The organism is Micromonospora sp. NPDC050397, from assembly GCF_044901685.1.
Taxonomy (GTDB): Bacteria; Actinomycetota; Actinomycetes; order Mycobacteriales; family Micromonosporaceae; genus Micromonospora_G.
The window spans coordinates 448147-463951 of sequence record NZ_JBJDPS010000001.1 but is presented as its reverse complement, the minus strand read 5'-3'; the positions used below and the strand labels follow the sequence as shown (position 1 = coordinate 463951).

Below are 15805 nucleotides of genomic sequence, written 5' to 3'. Positions count from 1 at the left end.
GCAGAGGAGACAGCGATGGCGGAGGTACCGGCCCCGACGGTCACACCGAGACTGCGGGAGCAGGCCAGACAGGCACCGGGAAGCTGGATCTACGCGGTGGATCCGGCGTTCGAGGACGCCGCCGACGTACCCGCCTGGGCGGTGGTCGGCGCGTACCGGGTGGACGAGCACGGCGAGATCGGGGAGGAGTTCACCGGGAACCCGAACTACCGCCCGACCCCGCTGGCGCTGGGCTTCCCTCCGCCGGCCAACGAGTTGGAGGCGGCGCTGCAACGGGCCGTCACGGGTCACGGTGGGCGGAACGACGTCCGCGCCGCCGTACCGGGCGCGACCGTCTTCGTCCCGCACCGCAACGGTGGGCCGGGGGTGGCCGGGCCGGAGGCGGGACCGGACGGGCCGACGGTACGGGCGTACACCTCGGAGCGGTACCTGCCCGACAGCGACCGGTGGCGGCACTGGGAACGGATGCCGTTGCGTGAGCTGGCCGGCGCGGTGGGCGGGGCCGACCTGCTCCTCAATCCGGGCAGCGATCTCGAACACCGCCTGGGCACGCCCGAGTTGACCTGAGACACACCCGCCCGACGAGTTCGCGAAACACCCTAGTGAGGTAGTCATGCCCAGCCTGGTCCCCGCCGTCGACCGGAGGTCGACCCGTACGTTCGTCGGTTGGTTGCTCGCGCTCGCCGCCGTGCTGTCGGCGCTGCTCCCGCTGACGCCGGCCCGGGCGGCGGCCGAACCGTCGGTGCCCTACTGGGTGGTGCCGGGCGACCCGGGTACGGCCAGCGACCTGACCCTGCCCGGGGTGGCCGATCGCCTACTCGGCGACAGCGAGCGCTGGCCGGAGATCTACGAGCTGAACCGGGGGCGGGCGCAGCCGGACGGGCTGACCCTGACCGATCCGGCGCGGTTGCGCGCCGGCTGGGTGCTGGTGCTGCCGGCCAACGCGAGTTCCGGCGAGATCCGGATCGGCCCACCACCCGCCGTGGAACAGCCGGCGGCGCCCCGCGCCAACCCTCCGAGCGGCCCGCCGCCGGCACCGCTGCCGGCCGGGCCGGGCACCGGGCAGACCCGGATCCTCGGTCTCTCCCCCGCCGTGGCGGCGGTGACCGTGCTGGGCGTGTTGCTGCTCGCCGGTGGGCTGGTCGTCGCGGCGGCGGTTGTGCGGCGGCGGGGCAGCCGGCCGGTCGCGCCGTCACCGGTCCCGACCGGCTCCCGGGCCGTGCTGGACCGCGCCCTGCGGCAACTCGCCGCCCGGACCCCCCAACCCCAGGTGTACGCGGCCGTCGTCGGCCCCGACCGGGTGTCGCTGCGGCTGGCACCGGCGGTACCCGACGCCCCGTCGCCGTGGCAGCCGCGCGAGCAGGGTGCGGTGTGGGAGGCGCCGAACTGGCAACTCGACGACGGCGCGACCGGGTCCGGGTCGTCCGCGCTGCCACTGCTCGCCACGGTCGGCACCATCGGTGGCGAGTTGACCGTGGTGAACCTCGGACGTGCGCCCGGTGTGGTCGCGCTCACCGGTGACCGGGCGGTCTCGACGGCGGTGGTGGGCGCCTTCCTGGACGAGATCGGTGCCGACCCCGCCGCCGCGTCGGTGGCGATCACCGTCGTCGGCCCGGCGCCGGGCACCCGGCTGCCGGTGGGGCGGGTGCGTGCCACGGCGGACGCGACGGGAGTGGTCGACCTGCTCGCGACGGGACCGGTCGGCACCCGGCCGGACGACACCGGAGCGGTCGTGCCGGGTCCGCTGCGCGGACACCTGGTCGTGGTCACCGCGCCGGTCGCGTCCTCGGTGGTCGAGCGGCTCGGCGCGCTGGCGACGCTCTCCGACGACACGGCGGCGGTGCTGGTGCTGGGCGACGTACCGAACGCGGCCTGGCGGTTCGAGGCCGGCGCGGACGGCTCGCTCGACGTCGGGGTGCTCGGCCTGCGACTCGACCCGCCCCAGGTGCCCCGGTTCCGGGGTGCGCTCACGTACGGCAGCCGGGGCTGATCCCGCCCTGTTCGGTATTCGGTTGAGAAAGGACTTGGTGAAGATGGCAGTCAGCCCGCGTACGCTGCTCGGCCCGCTGGCGCTGGCGGTGGCGTTGTCGGCCACCGGGTGTACGACCACGGTCACCGACCCGGTCGCGGTCCCCGCGCAGGAGGTCGGCGCCGCCCAGAACGATCTGGGCAAACGCAGTCCCGAAGGTGGATACTGGCCCAAGTCGGTACAGCTTGGTCAGAACCCGGAGCTGGGCGCGGTGGTGCTCGACGGTCAGGGCTTCACCCTGTACCGCTTCGACGACGACAGCCCGGAACCGCCGACCTCCACCTGCGTCGACGCCTGCTCCAGCCGGTGGCCGCCGGTGCTGGTCAGCGAAAAGATCACATTTCAGAACCTGGACGCGTCGACCCTCGGGGCGATCGCCCGACAGGACGGTACCCAGCAGGTCACCGTCGGTGGCTGGCCGGTGTACCGGTTCGCCGACGACCAGGTGCCCGGACAGATTCTCGGTCAGGGGAGGCAGGGGAGCTGGTTCGCGGTCGCTCCCGACGGTGGCAAGGCAGCGCCGGCGGGCGCTCCGACAGGAGGGTGAGGAGGTCCCAGAAGTGATGGTTGGCACACTAATCGTCCGCGTACGAACTTCACGGTCGTCACTGCTTCATTGTTTGGTCCGGCGCCGGCAGAAGTCGGCTTGGTGGGGGCCGCGGAGGGTGGGGGAATATGGCGGGGTTAAGGACACATCGTCGCCGGGACGTGGCCGACGAGGCATTGGTCCGATCCCTGTTTCAGGAGCACGGCCGGGCGATGTTGGCGTACGCCACACAGTTGACCCGAGACCGCGCGGCGGCCGAAGACGTGGTCCAGGAGGCGCTGGTACGCGCCTGGCGACATCCGGACAGCCTGGTCAACGGCAAGGGCTCGGTACGCGGATGGTTGCTCACCGTGGTCCGTAACATCGTCACGGACAACATCAGGGCGCGTAACGCCCGTCCGACCGAGGTCGCCGAGACCCCGGTGGAGGTCGCGATCGAGCGCGATCACGCCGATCAGGTGGTCAATTCGATGGTAGTGGTCGACGCGCTCAGTCGACTCTCACCCGAACACCGCGAGGTGCTTGAACAGGTATACCTACTCGGGAGTACAGTCGCGGAAGCCGCCAAGGCGCTCGGTATTCCGCCCGGGACGGTGAAATCGCGCTCCTTCTATGCACTCAGGGCACTACGCGAGATTCACTCGGAGCGCCCCCCCGGGATGGAACGGTCTGCCTCATGACAACGCTGGACAGCACGAACACAGCTGATGACCACGTGGACATCGGCGGTTACCTGATGGGCGCGCTCGAACCGGAGCAGGCCCTGGCCGTCGAGAAGCACCTCGCCGACTGTGCTGAGTGCCGGGCCGAGGTCGAGTCGCTGCGCGAGTGGCAGAAGGCACTCGAGGCCGTACCCGAGGCGATGTTGCTGGACGGGCCGCCCGAAGGCGGTGACCTGCTGCTGCAACGTACGCTGCGCCAGATCCGGACCGAGTCCGGCACCAGGCGGACCCGCCGTAACACGCTGATGAGTTCGGCCGCCGTGGTGGTCGTCGCCGCCGCGATCTCGGCCGGCGTCGTGGTCGGCCAGGTGACCGCCGACGCGGACCAGGTCGCCGCCCCACTTCCCCCCTCCCCCGTGGTCTCGACCGTGGCACCGGGCACCAGGCTCGCCACCGCGACCGACCCGACCACCGGAGCCCGGATCACCGTCGCGATCCAACCCGCACCCGGCTGGGTGCGGATCAACGCCGCGGTCTCCGGCATCCCCGCCGGTGAGCCGTGCAAGCTGCTGGTGGTCGGCAAGGACGGCACCGAGATCCTGGCCGGCAGTTGGGTGGTGTCGCAGAAGGGCGAGGACGAGGGCACCAACCTCGACGGCAGCGCGCTGATTCACCCCGACAACGTGGCCCGGATCGAGGTGGAGAACGTCGCCGGCAAGAGGTTCACCGCCGTGACCCTCTGACCGAACACGACCAGACGGCGGAGGTGCCCGTACCGACCGGTGCGGGCACCTCCGCCGTCCGGTGTCCGCTACCGGTACTTGCCGAGGCAGGTGGCGGTGCCGGCCGAGGTCGGCCCGACGGCGGAGAAGCCGTCGCGGAACGCCTCCACCCGGGCGAAGCCGGAGGGGACGCTGGCGCCGTCGACGTCGGCGGCGATCACGCTCTCCGTACTCAGCATCTCGGCCACCGCCTCGTCCAGGTCACCCGGGGAGAGCGTCAGCGCCGCACCCCGGCCCGCCACGATGGCGCCCGCCCAGACCCCGGTCAGACAGGCGGTACGCTGCCCGGCCGCCAGGCCACGCAGCGGGTATCCCGCCGCCTGTTGCAGGGCCAACGCGTACCGGGAGGCGATCTCGGCGAACGCGGCGAAGTCACCGATGCCGCCCCGGCTCCCCCGCCCTGGCGCGGTCCCGACCCGGACCAGGTTGTCGAGGTCGAGCCCGATGGTGTTCCCGCTCGGGCAGTAGGAGGCGGGCGAGGTGGGCCCGGCGTCGGGGCAGGCGGCCGTGCCGACGGTGATCGTCGGCGGTGGGGTGCCGTCGGCCCCGAACACGTCACGCAACGTCCGCTGGAGCGCCCTGAGCGCCTCCCGGTCGTCCACCCGCAGGTTGCCCGCGTCCTCGTCGACGGAGTCCTGGTCCCCACTGGCCTGCTGGGTGATCCGGCCGCGTACCTCGGTCTCGTCGATCCGGGCGCAGCGGACCGGGCCGTCGCCGAACCCGAACTGGAACGCCGACACCCGGTCGAAGGCGTTGCCGTGCGCCCCCTCGGCGTCGAAGCCGGTACCCGCCGAGTCGCGGATGAAGAACAGGGTGGACAGGATCTGGTTGAGGCCCGGGCCGGTGGAGATCCGGAAGTGCGGGGCGTTGCCCTCGGCCACCCAGCGGAAGAACGCGCCCGCGTAACAGTCGGCCTGCTGTTCCTTGACGATCGAGCTGGTCCGCGCGGTGATGCTGCCGGTCGCGCCGAGCCGGAACTGCACCGCGTGACCCAGTTCGTGGGCCAGCACCGCCACCACCGACATCGGCCCGAACGAGGCGTCCAGGGTGGGCAGCAACCGACCCCGGTCCCAGGCGACCGTGTCGTCCGAGGCGCAGTAGAACGCGTTGACCAGGCCGGCCGTGCTGGCCTGGCAGACGTTCACCCCGGCGCCACCGGAGTCGTACGAGACCAGCCGGCCGACCGGCTCGAAGCGCTTGCCAAAGCTCGCCGGGAGCTGCTCCGACCAGTAGCGCTGTACGTCGTCGACGGCGTTGAGGGCGAGCCGGTCGATCGGGCCCCGATCGCCGCCGGACGCGGTCAGCCGCGAGTCACCGGCACCCGGCCGGGGACCGCTCTCCCCGGTGGTGATCGCCAACCCGGCGACCTTGGTCGAACTCCAGCGCTCGACCCCGCCGGTGCCGGCGACCGTACGGGTGCAGCCCGCGAGCGCGGCGACCACCAGCAGGGCGGCTCCCCACCTGGTCCGACGAGCGGACATCGTCATGTTCACACACCATCCCGAGCTTGTCGCGTCGTGTGGGTACCGGTACGGAGACGGGTGTGCCGGCTGGCGAGAGCCAGACCGGCACACCCGTGCGGAGTACGTGGTCGACCGTTGTCGAGGCCGGGTCAGCCGAGGAAGACCGACGCGATGGCGTTGTCGAAGTTGACCTTGGCGAGGTTGGCGACGTCGCCGTTGACCACCAGCGACCGTCCCTTGCAGTTCGGCTCCGACCAGATCTTGAGCGAGCCGGACGCGGCCAGCGACGAGGTGATCCTGGGGCGGCTGAGGTTTTGGCAGCCCCTGCCGCCGACGCCCTGCGAGGCACCGCTGTCGCTGAAGCTCGCGTCGTCGAAGAGGACCGCGCTGGTGGCCGGGGTCGCCGACGGGGAGCCGGCGTCCTGGTCGTTGCCGGCACCGGCGGAGGGATCGGCGGGGACACCCGCCTTGCCGCCGGTCGGGGTCACGCCGAACCAGGTCCCGCCCACGCCCTGCCCGAGGGTGTCGCCGCGCTTGGTGTCCTTGGCGAAACGGTAGACCGGCCAGCCGCCGATGGTGACCTGGCGGGTGCCGTCGGCGCGCTTGACCGTACCGATCGCGGACTTCTTGATGCCGGCGATGAAGATCTTGCCGCCGGGAGCGACGGTGACGGGCGGCCAGGTCACCGCGCAGTCGCCGACGCAGTTCGACTTGGACGGTTTGGCGGTGTCCTTGTCGAAGCGGTAGAGCGTCAGCCCGGCGCCGTTGACCACGACCGGGTCGAGGGCGCCGGCCTTGCTGGCGGTCAACTGCACCCACTTCTGCGACGCGGCCAGCTTCGCGCCGGTGGCGGTGCCGCCGTTGGGCACCGCCCAGTCGCCGGTGCCAGCCGGGGAGTTGTTCGACTTCGCCGTGCCCGACAGGAGCGACAGGTCGGTGCCGGCGCCCTCGCCCGCTGCGGGCGCCTGAGTCGTGGCCTGGGCCGCGGGCGGCTGCGCGGCTGGCGCCACCTCGTCCGAGCCGCAGGCCGAGAGCATCGCCACGCCCGCGGCCACGAGGACGACGAGGGGCGCTAGGTGCTTGCGCAACATTTGATTTCTCCAGTGTCTACCCGGCCTTCCAGCACATCCGGAAGCCCTTCGGCATCCACACGGAGCCCGCGCGAAATCGGTTCAGCCCGCACCCGGCGAGGCGCTGGTCACAGCACTCGGGCAGGTCACGGCACGATGCCCGGTCACAGCACTCGGGCTGGTCACGGCACGATGGCCGGTCACAGCACCTGGGCGAGGAAACGCGCGAGTCGGTCGCTGCGCGGGTCCTCGAACACCTCGGCCGGCGGACCGGCCTCGACCACCCGGCCACGGTCCATGAAGACCACCTGGTCGGCGACCTGCCGGGCGAAACCCATCTCGTGGGTGACCACGACCATGGTCATGCCCTGCGTGGCCAGGTCGGCCATCAGGGCCAGCACACCCTTGACCAGTTCCGGGTCGAGCGCCGAGGTCGCCTCGTCGAAGAGCATGACCCGAGGAGACATCGCCAGGGCGCGGGCGATGGCGACGCGCTGCTGCTGGCCGCCGGAGAGCTGCGCCGGTCGGGCGTCCGCCTTGTGCCGCAACCCGACGACGTCGAGCTGGCGCAGCGCCACCTCCGCCGCCTCGTCCGCGTCGAGCCGCCTGAGGTGCCGCAGCGCCAGGGTGAGGTTGCGCAACACGGTCAGGTGTGGAAAGAGGTTGAACTGCTGGAAGACCATGCCGATCCGCTGCCGTAGCAGGTCCGGGTCCTGTCGCAGCACACTCTCGCCGTCGAGCAGCACGTCGCCCCGATCCGGCTCGAGCAGCCGGTTGAGCGTACGCAGCAGGGTGGACTTCCCGGACCCGGACGGCCCGATCACGCAGGCGGTCTCGCCCCGCCCCACGTCCAGGTCGACGCCGCGCAGGACCTGGTTGGCCCCGAAGGCGAGGTGGATGTCGCGGGCGGCCAGGCTGACCGACTCGTACGGTGTCACGGCGACGGGTTGCCGCACCGGTTGGTGTTGCTCAGGCACGCCGTACTCCCCCTTCGGTGATCGTGCTCGGCCCGGCCGGCACGGCGAGCGGATCGGCCTCGTCGTCGCCGACACCACCCGCCCTGCCCTCGCGCAGCCGCCGGTCGATCCGGTTGACCAGGTGGGTCAGTGGCACCGTGATGGCCAGGTAGAAGAGTCCGGCCAGGAGCAGGGCGGACTCGTTCCCGGTGTTGGCGGCGTAGTCCTGGCCGATCCGGAACAGGTCACGCTCGCTGGCCAGCAGACCGAGGAAGTAGACCAGGCTGGAATCCTTGATCAGCGCGATGAGCTGGTTGACCCAGGCGGGCAGAATCCGCCGTACGCCCTGCGGGATGATCACCAGGCGCATCGCCGTACGGTGCGACAGGCCGAGCGCACGGCTCGCCTCCAGTTGGCTGGCCTCGACGCTCTGGATGCCGGCGCGGAAGATCTCACCGATGTAGGCGGCCGAGATCAGCGACAACGCGAGAATCCCCAGCGGGTACGGGTTCGGCCCCCACCAGGCCATGCCGAGCGGGGCGAGTCCCACCCCGACGAGCAGGATGGTCACCGCCGCCGGCAGTCCCCGGAACACGTCGGTGTAGATCCGGGCCGGCCAGCGCAGCCAACGGGTCCGAGCCAGGCCGGCGACGGCCAGCAGCATGCCGAGCAGGGTTCCCAGGACGGCCGAGACGAGCGCCAGCAGCAGCGTGTTCCGTAGGCCGATCGTGAACATCTCGGGCAGGGCCTCGCGCATCGACCCGAGGTCGAAGAACGTCTCCCAGAGCGTCTTGAGGGTATCCATCGCCTTACCTGTCTCGGACCCGTCGGGCGGTCAGCGGTCGGTCAGGCCGACGGGGTGGTCGACGGCGTGGCCGACGGGTTGGTCGACCCGGCCGCCTTGACCGGTGGGAAGGTGACGTTGCCGCTGCCCGGCTTGAAGGTGTCCGGGACGGCGCGCCCCGGGTAGTACTGCTCCTGGAGCCGGGTCCAGGTGCCGTCGGCGATCACCTGGTCGAGACCCTTGTCCAGCAGTTCGCGCAGCGCGTCGTTCCCCTTCGCCACGGCGAAGGCGGTCGGGGCCGAGCCGAGCTGCTTCTCGGCCAGGACGATCTTGCCACCACTGTCCTGTGCGGACTTCTCGCCGATCTCGGCGGGGGCGATCCAGGCGTCGGCGGTCTTTGCCTTGAGCTGGTTGATCGCCCCGTTGTAGTCCGGCACGCGTACCGGGTCGAGGCCCTCCCCGGTGGCGTAGTCGTCCTGCACGGTGCCCTGCACCACGACCACCCGGGCGCCCTTGAGCTGGGCGAAACTCTTGATCGGCGATCCGGCGGGCACGTCCAGGCCGAAGTAGCCGAAGTCGTACCCGTTGCCGAAGTCGACCGTCTTCTTGCGCGCCTCGGTGATGGTGATCGACGAGCTGCCGACGTCGAACTTGTGGTTGTTGACCTGCGCGAGCAGCGCGGAGAACTCGGTGCCGACAAACTCGACCTTCAGCCCGACCTTGCCGGCGACGGCGGTCAGCAGGTCGTTGTCGAAGCCGGTGAACTTTCCGTCCTTCAGGTACACGTTGGGCGGCGCGTCACTGAGCGTCCCGACCCGCAGGGTCCCGGGTCGCAGCAGGTTGTACGGGTTCTCCGTGGCCTCGTCGGCGGACGAGCCGCAGGCGGCGGCGACCCCCAGGAGCGCGATCGCGGCGACACCGGAGAGCAGGCGGGTGAATGGACGGGAAATACGCATGTGCGGGTACTCCAAAATTGATTCGCGTACGACAGCACGCGCCCCGAGAAATGGGAACCGGGGCGGCAAGGAACGGAACATGACGCGACGCGTCATGCCTCGGTTTTCTTCGGAAATACCGGCGTCAGGACCGCCGGTGACGATGGTCAGCCGTGGCGGGGACAGAGCATCGTGCCGGTACGACACAGGTCGATGTGCCGACGCCACCAGTGCCAGGTGACATGCAGCCGGCCGACTTGGCCGACACGTGATCCACGCACGGAACAAACCTCCATCGATCCTGGCGGTAGCACCCGCACCCGGCGGGGGGTTGCTGCGATATCGACGAGCCAGGTCTCTCAATCGCTCTGGATGGGCTGCGTCAGCCTACTCAATCGACTCGGCGCAATTCCAGTCGGATACGCCCGACATCACTGTGGCGCTCGCCACCGGACCACACCATTCCGGCCCCGGATTCTGTCCCGGGGCAGTCCCGGCGACGACGAGCCGGGGAACCGGACACGGGGGCCGATCGGGCTCATTCCGAGCGGCGCGGACTCGGGGTGGGTAACCGGTCCCGCCCCGGGCGGACCGGGGAATCCCGACGGCGGCGGCAACGTTGACGATCCCGGAAGGCCGAAAAGGCATCGAGGCAGAGAAGCCATACGTGAAGCCGGGAGGCAGTCATGAAGGTGCGCAGCTCGCTACGGGCCCTGAAGCAGCGGCCGGGTTCGGTCGTCGTGCGTCGCCACGGCAAGGTGCTCGTGGTCAACCGCAGCAACCCGCAGTGGAAGTCCCGCCAGGGCTGACGCCCCGACGGAATGCTCCGGCGCAGGACGGGTAGTCGACGTTCCTGCGCCGAGGTTGACGGCTCCCGGCGAGGACGAGCGGAACGGGGGGAACATGGCGCGTCGTCCCCGGGAGCCGTTCCACCGCACGAGGAGACCCAGCCCACGCAGTCGACTGGCGAACGGGATCGTGGCCGGCGCGGTGGCCACCCTCGCCCGTGAACTGGTCAGCAGTCTGGACGTGGCGATTCGCGGGCGCCCGATGAGCGAAACCCACCAACGTACGGTGGGTCGGCTCGCCGACCTGGCCGACGTCAGCCTCGGCCCGGCGGAACCGGCCGCGAACCGGCGCGCGGGTCTCGGGCCGCTGCTGGGCTTCGCCAACGGGGTGCTGGCGGTGACGCTCTTCGTGGCGCTCACCGGTCGTCGGCGCCCTCCCACGCCGGTGGCCGGCGTCCTGGTGGGTGTCGGGGCGCTGATCATCGCGGACGGTCCGATGGCCGCGCTGGGCGCGACGAACCCGAGGCGTTGGCAAGCGCAGGACTGGTTCGAGGACGCGTTCCCGTACGTCGCCTACAGCATCGCCGCGATGGCGACCCTGCGCCGGTTGGAGCGGGCGACCGGGGGATAGCGACCGGTTGTTCACCCGGCTCCATCGACTGTTCACACGTCGTTGACGCGATGCGACCTGGACACCTCGACCGGCCAGCCCGCTAATGGAGATCACCTCCAGCCACTGGGCATCCGGGTCGGCGGGAGCCATCCCACACTCACCACCGAACCTTCGTGTCCCAAGCGGTCGGGTGCCGCCGGACACCGGGATCCCGTACCCAAAACGGAGTCCATCGTGGACGCTGCGGCCCTCACCGAGGCGACAGCCACCGCCTACGTCGCCGCCGCCGGCTTTCGGGTCGGTCCCGTCGGCCGGCTCGGTGTGGAACTCGAGTACATCCTGCGGGACCCCGCCGATCCGCTCGACCGCCCCTCGATCGACCGGCTGCGTGCCGCGCTCGACGGGCTGGGTGACCCGCTACCGGGCGGCGGTCGGATCAGCATCGAGCCCGGTGGCCAGCTCGAACTCTCCTCCTCGGTCGGCACCGACCTGCGCGACTGCGTCGGGGCGGTCACCGGTGACCTGGCGTTGGTGCGTACGGCACTCGCCACGGCCGGTCTCCACCTCGACACCACCGGCCTGGACGAGGACCGGCCCGCACGACTGATCACCGATCATCCGCGTTACCTGGCGCTGGCCGCCCATCACGACCGCTCGGGCAATCGTGGCCGTACGGTCATGTGCAACACCGCCTCGGTGCAGGTGTGCGTCGACGCCGGGGACGAGTCGAACGAACCGACCGCCTACCACCGCCGCTGGCGACTGGCGAACGCGATCGGACCGGTGCTGCTCGCCGCCTTCGCCAACTCGCCGCACGTCACCCGGTCCGGCACCCGGTGGGTCTCGTACCGGCAGGCGCTGCGGTTCGGCACGGACGCGAGTCGTACCCGCGCTCCACGTGCCGGCGTCGAGCCCCGGGCCGAGTGGGCGCGGTACGCGTTGGACGCGAAGGTCGCCATGGTCGCCGGGGCGCCGCACCTGCCGTGGCTCGCCCCGGCGGGCCTGACCATGCGTAACTGGCTGCGTGGGCACGGCCCCCGCCCGGTCACCCTGGACGACCTGGAACGTCACCTCGGCACGCTGGTGCCGCCCGTGCGGCCACGCGGTTACCTGGAGTTCCGCATGATCGACCAGCAACCGGGTGACGGTTGGGTGGTGCCGGCCGCCGTGGTGACGGCCCTGATGGACGATCCCGCCGCCGCACGGGCCGCCACCGAGGCGACCGCGCATCTCGGGCAACTGCGCCCGCACCGGGGCTGGCTGACCTCCGCTCGCGAGGGTCTGGCAAATCCGGGCCTGCACACCGCCGCGGTCACCTGTTTCACCGCCGCCGTCGACGCGCTGCCCCGGATCGACACCCCGCCGCACGTCCACGCCTCGGTCGTCGACTTCGTCGAGCGGTACGTGCTTCCCGGCCGGTGCCCGGCCGACGACCGGGCGCCCGCCGCGCTGCGCCGGTACGGTCGCCGTCCCGCGATCAGCGCCGGCTGAGCCATGACTTTTGTCCCTTATCAAGCACCTAACGATTGATTGCTGTTGAAATAACGGCGTATGCTGCGCAGCAGGTCGATGTTCCAACCGGCCCGGTCCCGTACCCACCGCAACTCACCGGCGAACGGACCGGGCGGGCTCGGCGCAGGTCCGCGACGCGGCGGCACGCCTCCTGGAATCGAGCAGATCTTTCGCCGGAGGCCGGGATGACCAGACCGCCGCAGGGAGCCCGACAACGGCGAACGGGCCTGTCCGTCCTCGCGATTCGCCTCGGTCTGCTGGCGCTCGTGTCGTACCCGGTCTTTCCCTGGTCCGCACCGTCCACAGTCGGCGCCGCCGACGCCGGCGGCTCCGGGCCGAGACCGACGACCGGGGCGACGTCGCCGCCGACCGCCGACGCCGCACCCTGTCTGACGATCACCGGGATACCCGGTGCGCCGCTGAGTCTGGGCGACGAGCGCTGCGGCAGCGGCGGCGGTGGGTCGACCGGGGCTTGGGGTACGGCCCTCGGCTCCTACCCGAGCGGCAGTGGCAACAGTGCGCACCGCGACGGCGTCGCCCCCCGGCGGCCACAACCCGACCCGCTCCGGGACCGGGCGAGAAACCCCTGGTCCCAGAGCCGTCCGTTTGTCGGTGACATCCCGCCGAGGAAGGCGCGGCCGGGCCGGACGCCCGGCTGACCGGAGCGGGGTGGACGGGTCAGGAAGGGGTCCCCGACGGCGTCGGCGCGGCCGGCTCCGGGTCCGGCTCGACCGGACCGGCATCGCCGACGGTGACCTCGACCGGACCGGGACCGCCGGCCGTGGGCTCGACCGGATCGGGATTGCCGACGGTGAGGCGGATGGTGAAGCCCTCCCCGCGCTCGAAGACGACGTGGTTGCAGAGTTGGTGGACGAGCCACAGGCCACGCCCGCCCCGGGCGGCCTCCGCGGTCGGGAGCAGTCCCGCGTACGGGTCCTGCGGCCCGCTCCCCCCGTCGCTCACGGTGACGACGATCCGGTCGACGCCGGCCCAGAACCGTACCCGGACCGGGGGACGGCCGTACCGCAGTGCGTTGGTGACCGTCTCGCTCACCGCCACCGAGAGGTCGTCGACCTCCTCGCGCGGCAGCACGCCACGATCGGCGTACCGCACCGCGTGCCGGGCCTGTGCCGGCGTCGGGTCGGTCAGTTCGACCACCGGTGTGCCACGCTGGACCGGGTCCGCCGGCACCGGCCGGAACTCACCGAGGAAGGTCGCCGGGTCGACGTACTCCGCGCTGGTCGGGTGGTTGCCGTCCGGCGTCGCCACCCGGGGATGGGTACGCGCGACGTCCCGGAGCACCGGCGCCGGGGTGACCCGCCGGTCGTACGCGCACATGCTCCAGAGCGGGAAGTCGTCGTACGCGTGGTTAATCGCCGACTCGTACCGGGCCCACCAGTCCCAGGTCGCCCCGAGCGCCGCCGGTGGCACCTCACCGATGATCCGGATCTGCCCGGCGCCGGCCCGCACGTGGTCGGCGAGCAGCCGCCGGTAGGACCTGATCGCCGCCGCCGGTCTGGCGTAGACGCCGTCCCCGGCGAGGTAGGTGACCGCCGTCCGGTCGGGCAGGTGTCGCCGGACCAGGGCGGCGTTGCGCTCCCCCAGCGCCACCAGCGTCGGCTCGCCGGCCGCCACGCCGCCGAGCAGGAACGGCACCACGACCGCGAGGAGTTCCTCGTCCGAGTCGTAGTAGACGGCCTCGTGGAGGTATCCGCGATGACCCGCCGCCGCACCCGTCCTCATTCTGCCCGCCCCACTCGCACCCGACCGGTCCGCACGATCCGATCGTCCGGTCCGGGGACCACCGGCTTGATCATGTCAGACGGGTGGCCGGTAGTGGGTGCCCGCAACGCTCTGACCCCGCACTACGGGCCGAAGGCGGTGAGGAAACGGTCGCGGAAGGCGTTCATCGGCCAGACCGGCGCCGGCCCTCCGGGCTTGAGACCCTCCTGCCAACCCCAACCGGCGATCCGGTCCAGCACGGCCCGGTCACGGGTCACGATGGTGATCGGCACGTCCCGGCTGGCACCCTCGCCGGTGACGATCGGCGCGGGCTGGTGGTCACCGAGGAAGACCAGCACGAGGTTGTCGTCGCCGTACCGCTCGACGTAGGAGATCAGGCTCTCCAGCGAGTACTGGATCGAACGGCCGTACTCGGTGCGTACCCGGGACGGGTCACGCCAGACGTCGTCCGGCGACTCACCCTCATCGGCGATGCGGTCGAAGACCGAGCCGTCACCGAGTTCGTCCCAGCCGACCATCCGGGGCAGCGGCGCCCAGGGCCCGTGACTCGACACCAGCGGGATCTCGGCCATCAGTGGCGGGCGGTCCGGCTTGCCCCGTTCGAGGCGTTCGAAGGCGGACAGGGTGTACTGGTCGGGCATTGGCGCGAAGCTGAACCTCGGGCCGTGATATCCCAGGTCGTCCACGCCGTAGATCCGCTCGTTGGCGTAGAACGCCCCCTCCGGCCACGGCTCGGTGAGCGCCGGCATGACGGCCACCGTACGCCAGCCGGCCCGCCGGAAGGAGGTGTTCAGGGTCAGCCGGTCACTGGCCAGCAGGTTGTCGTAGCGCTGCTGGTTGTTGATCCACAGCCCGGACAGGAACGTACCGTGGGCGAGCCAGCTCCCGCCGCCCGCCGTCGGCGAGGTGAGGAAGGCGCTACGGGAGGCGAACCCGGCCGCCGCCAACCGGCGGTTGCCCTGGTCGAGCACCGCACCCACGCCGGGGGCGATCGCCGGGTCGTCGACCGCCGAGCGCCCGTAACTCTCGACGAACGACAGGATGACGTCCTTGCCGCGCAGCGCGGTGAGCAACCGGTCGCCCGGGGTGTCCCGGAAGGCGTCGACGGCGGCCTCCGCCGCGAAGTTCTCCTGGTCCCGCAGGCCCGTGCGCACCTCGACGGTACGGTCGTAGGCGAGGTTGGCCGCGCTCCTGGCGGCGACCGGCAGGCCCGGCGCGAGCTGCGCGCCGAAGACCGCACAGACCGCCCAGACGGCACCGAGCACCAGCACGGCGCGGGTCGAGATGGTCCGGTGCCGGGCCACCACCCCGGCCAGGCGCAGGACCGAGAGCGCCATCAGGACGAGTACGGCGACGACGAGCAGCACCAGCACCACCGCCGCACCGATCGCGCCGGTCCGGCCGACCGAGTCGGTGAGCACGCTGTAGGCGTCGTCGAACAGGACCCAGTCGAGCACCAGGTCGAACGGCCGGTCCAAGACGTTGAGAAAGCCCATGTCCAGCAGCTTCACCACGGTCAGCAGGCCGAGCACGGCGCCGACGGCGATCGCCACGATCCGGCGTGCCCGGGCCGGGAGGACCAGCACCAGCACGACGCCGAGCAGCCCCTCGACCGGGATACGCGCGAAGGCACCTGGTGTGAACCGGCTGATCCGGTCCGGTGCGACCAGGGCGAAGAGCACGAGCAGGGCGGCGAGCACGGTGGTCACCCGGGCCAGGACCGGGCGCCACCGGCCGCGTACCCGGTTGTCGTCACCGGGGGTGTCGCCCACGGCAGTGACCGGCGGTGTCCCCGGTTGGTCGTCGGCCGCCGGGTCCGCCGGCCCGTCGGCCGCCGGTGCCTCCGTCGGCCGGCGCCGGAGCTGCGTGAAGAACGACAAGCCAAACACCTCGATACTCTGGGGCCGGACAGGGTTGGTCG

At 71.5% G+C, this 15805-nt stretch carries 16 protein-coding genes and 1 riboswitch; of the genes, 9 read left to right on the top strand and 7 right to left on the bottom strand.

What is annotated here, in order from left to right; all coding sequences use genetic code 11:
* Window positions 1-15: 15 nt before the first annotated feature.
* From ACI2K4_RS01815 to ACI2K4_RS01795, 5 genes are all read left to right on the top strand, one after another.
* Entirely contained in the window at window positions 16-567 is a 552-nt protein-coding gene (locus ACI2K4_RS01815; RefSeq protein WP_404507971.1) for a type VII secretion system-associated protein, read from the top strand.
* A gap of 46 nt (window positions 568-613) precedes the next feature.
* Complete coding sequence (locus ACI2K4_RS01810; protein WP_404507970.1) at window positions 614-1990, top strand: LysM peptidoglycan-binding domain-containing protein; 1377 nt, start codon at window positions 614-616, stop codon at window positions 1988-1990.
* Between the two features lie 43 nt (window positions 1991-2033).
* Window positions 2034-2576, top strand: a complete 543-nt coding sequence (locus tag ACI2K4_RS01805) for a hypothetical protein (protein WP_404507969.1) — start codon at window positions 2034-2036, stop codon at window positions 2574-2576.
* Window positions 2577-2704: 128 nt separating this feature from the next.
* A complete protein-coding gene (locus ACI2K4_RS01800) occupies window positions 2705-3256 on the top strand; it encodes a sigma-70 family RNA polymerase sigma factor (RefSeq protein WP_404507968.1) in 552 nt (183 codons plus the stop codon).
* Complete coding sequence (locus ACI2K4_RS01795; RefSeq protein WP_404507966.1) at window positions 3253-3981, top strand: anti-sigma factor family protein; 729 nt, start codon at window positions 3253-3255, stop codon at window positions 3979-3981. The genes ACI2K4_RS01800 and ACI2K4_RS01795 overlap by 4 nt, the downstream gene beginning before the upstream one ends.
* Before the next feature lie 68 nt (window positions 3982-4049).
* Here the strand turns inward: ACI2K4_RS01795 and ACI2K4_RS01790 are convergent, their stop codons facing one another.
* From ACI2K4_RS01790 to ACI2K4_RS01770, 5 genes are all read right to left on the bottom strand, one after another.
* The gene (locus tag ACI2K4_RS01790; protein WP_404507965.1) at window positions 4050-5507 is read right to left on the bottom strand and encodes a neutral zinc metallopeptidase; all 1458 of its coding nucleotides are present in this window, start codon (window positions 5505-5507) and stop codon (window positions 4050-4052) included.
* A 125-nt stretch (window positions 5508-5632) separates the two neighbouring features.
* Complete coding sequence (locus ACI2K4_RS01785; protein ID WP_404507964.1) at window positions 5633-6574, bottom strand: hypothetical protein; 942 nt, start codon at window positions 6572-6574, stop codon at window positions 5633-5635.
* Window positions 6575-6753: 179 nt separating this feature from the next.
* Window positions 6754-7491, bottom strand: coding sequence for an amino acid ABC transporter ATP-binding protein (locus tag ACI2K4_RS01780; RefSeq protein ID WP_404509148.1), 738 nt, complete (start codon window positions 7489-7491; stop codon window positions 6754-6756).
* Between the two features lie 31 nt (window positions 7492-7522).
* Window positions 7523-8314, bottom strand: a complete 792-nt coding sequence (locus tag ACI2K4_RS01775; RefSeq protein WP_404507962.1) for an amino acid ABC transporter permease — start codon at window positions 8312-8314, stop codon at window positions 7523-7525.
* 41 nt (window positions 8315-8355) lie between these two features.
* Entirely contained in the window at window positions 8356-9249 is an 894-nt protein-coding gene (locus ACI2K4_RS01770) for an ABC transporter substrate-binding protein (RefSeq protein ID WP_404507961.1), read from the bottom strand.
* 268 nt (window positions 9250-9517) lie between these two features.
* Window positions 9518-9607, bottom strand: a riboswitch (SAM riboswitch).
* 307 nt (window positions 9608-9914) lie between these two features.
* On the opposite strand from ACI2K4_RS01770, the gene ACI2K4_RS01765 reads away from it, so the two are divergent.
* The 4 genes from ACI2K4_RS01765 to ACI2K4_RS01750 all read left to right on the top strand — a co-directional run bounded on the left by ACI2K4_RS01765 (window position 9915) and on the right by ACI2K4_RS01750 (window position 12800).
* On the top strand, window positions 9915-10037 hold the full coding sequence (locus ACI2K4_RS01765; protein WP_396813173.1) for a ribosomal protein bL36: 123 nt from the start codon (window positions 9915-9917) through the stop codon (window positions 10035-10037).
* Window positions 10038-10131: 94 nt separating this feature from the next.
* Window positions 10132-10647: a hypothetical protein gene (locus ACI2K4_RS01760; RefSeq protein WP_404507959.1), complete on the top strand. Its 516-nt coding sequence runs from the start codon at window positions 10132-10134 to the stop codon at window positions 10645-10647.
* 216 nt (window positions 10648-10863) lie between these two features.
* A complete protein-coding gene (locus ACI2K4_RS01755) occupies window positions 10864-12120 on the top strand; it encodes a glutamate-cysteine ligase family protein (RefSeq protein WP_404507958.1) in 1257 nt (418 codons plus the stop codon).
* A gap of 206 nt (window positions 12121-12326) precedes the next feature.
* Window positions 12327-12800 carry a hypothetical protein gene (locus tag ACI2K4_RS01750; RefSeq protein WP_404507957.1) on the top strand — a complete coding sequence of 158 codons (474 nt, stop codon included), beginning with the start codon at window positions 12327-12329 and terminating at the stop codon, window positions 12798-12800.
* A gap of 19 nt (window positions 12801-12819) precedes the next feature.
* On the opposite strand, the gene ACI2K4_RS01745 is transcribed toward ACI2K4_RS01750, so the two are convergent.
* Both ACI2K4_RS01745 and ACI2K4_RS01740 read right to left on the bottom strand, forming a co-directional pair.
* Window positions 12820-13884, bottom strand: a complete 1065-nt coding sequence (locus tag ACI2K4_RS01745; RefSeq protein WP_404507956.1) for an anti-sigma factor RsbA family regulatory protein — start codon at window positions 13882-13884, stop codon at window positions 12820-12822.
* A 122-nt stretch (window positions 13885-14006) separates the two neighbouring features.
* Window positions 14007-15764 (bottom strand): sulfatase, encoded by a 1758-nt coding sequence (locus ACI2K4_RS01740; RefSeq protein ID WP_404507955.1) that lies wholly within the window; start codon window positions 15762-15764, stop codon window positions 14007-14009.
* Between the last annotated feature and the right edge of the window lie 41 nt (window positions 15765-15805).

Bases quoted from the DNA above. Each gene is read 5' to 3' on its own strand.
- ACI2K4_RS01815 (WP_404507971.1), top strand. From the start codon at position 16: ATGGCGGAGGTACCGGCCCCGACGGTCACACCGAGACTGCGGGAGCAG.
- ACI2K4_RS01810 (WP_404507970.1), top strand. From the start codon at position 614: ATGCCCAGCCTGGTCCCCGCCGTCGACCGGAGGTCGACCCGTACGTTC.
- ACI2K4_RS01805 (WP_404507969.1), top strand. From the start codon at position 2,034: ATGGCAGTCAGCCCGCGTACGCTGCTCGGCCCGCTGGCGCTGGCGGTG.
- ACI2K4_RS01800 (WP_404507968.1), top strand. From the start codon at position 2,705: ATGGCGGGGTTAAGGACACATCGTCGCCGGGACGTGGCCGACGAGGCA.
- ACI2K4_RS01795 (WP_404507966.1), top strand. From the start codon at position 3,253: ATGACAACGCTGGACAGCACGAACACAGCTGATGACCACGTGGACATC.
- ACI2K4_RS01790 (WP_404507965.1), bottom strand. From the start codon at position 5,507: ATGACGATGTCCGCTCGTCGGACCAGGTGGGGAGCCGCCCTGCTGGTG.
- ACI2K4_RS01785 (WP_404507964.1), bottom strand. From the start codon at position 6,574: ATGTTGCGCAAGCACCTAGCGCCCCTCGTCGTCCTCGTGGCCGCGGGC.
- ACI2K4_RS01775 (WP_404507962.1), bottom strand. From the start codon at position 8,314: ATGGATACCCTCAAGACGCTCTGGGAGACGTTCTTCGACCTCGGGTCG.
- ACI2K4_RS01770 (WP_404507961.1), bottom strand. From the start codon at position 9,249: ATGCGTATTTCCCGTCCATTCACCCGCCTGCTCTCCGGTGTCGCCGCG.
- ACI2K4_RS01765 (WP_396813173.1), top strand. From the start codon at position 9,915: ATGAAGGTGCGCAGCTCGCTACGGGCCCTGAAGCAGCGGCCGGGTTCG.
- ACI2K4_RS01760 (WP_404507959.1), top strand. From the start codon at position 10,132: ATGGCGCGTCGTCCCCGGGAGCCGTTCCACCGCACGAGGAGACCCAGC.
- ACI2K4_RS01750 (WP_404507957.1), top strand. From the start codon at position 12,327: ATGACCAGACCGCCGCAGGGAGCCCGACAACGGCGAACGGGCCTGTCC.
- ACI2K4_RS01745 (WP_404507956.1), bottom strand. From the start codon at position 13,884: ATGAGGACGGGTGCGGCGGCGGGTCATCGCGGATACCTCCACGAGGCC.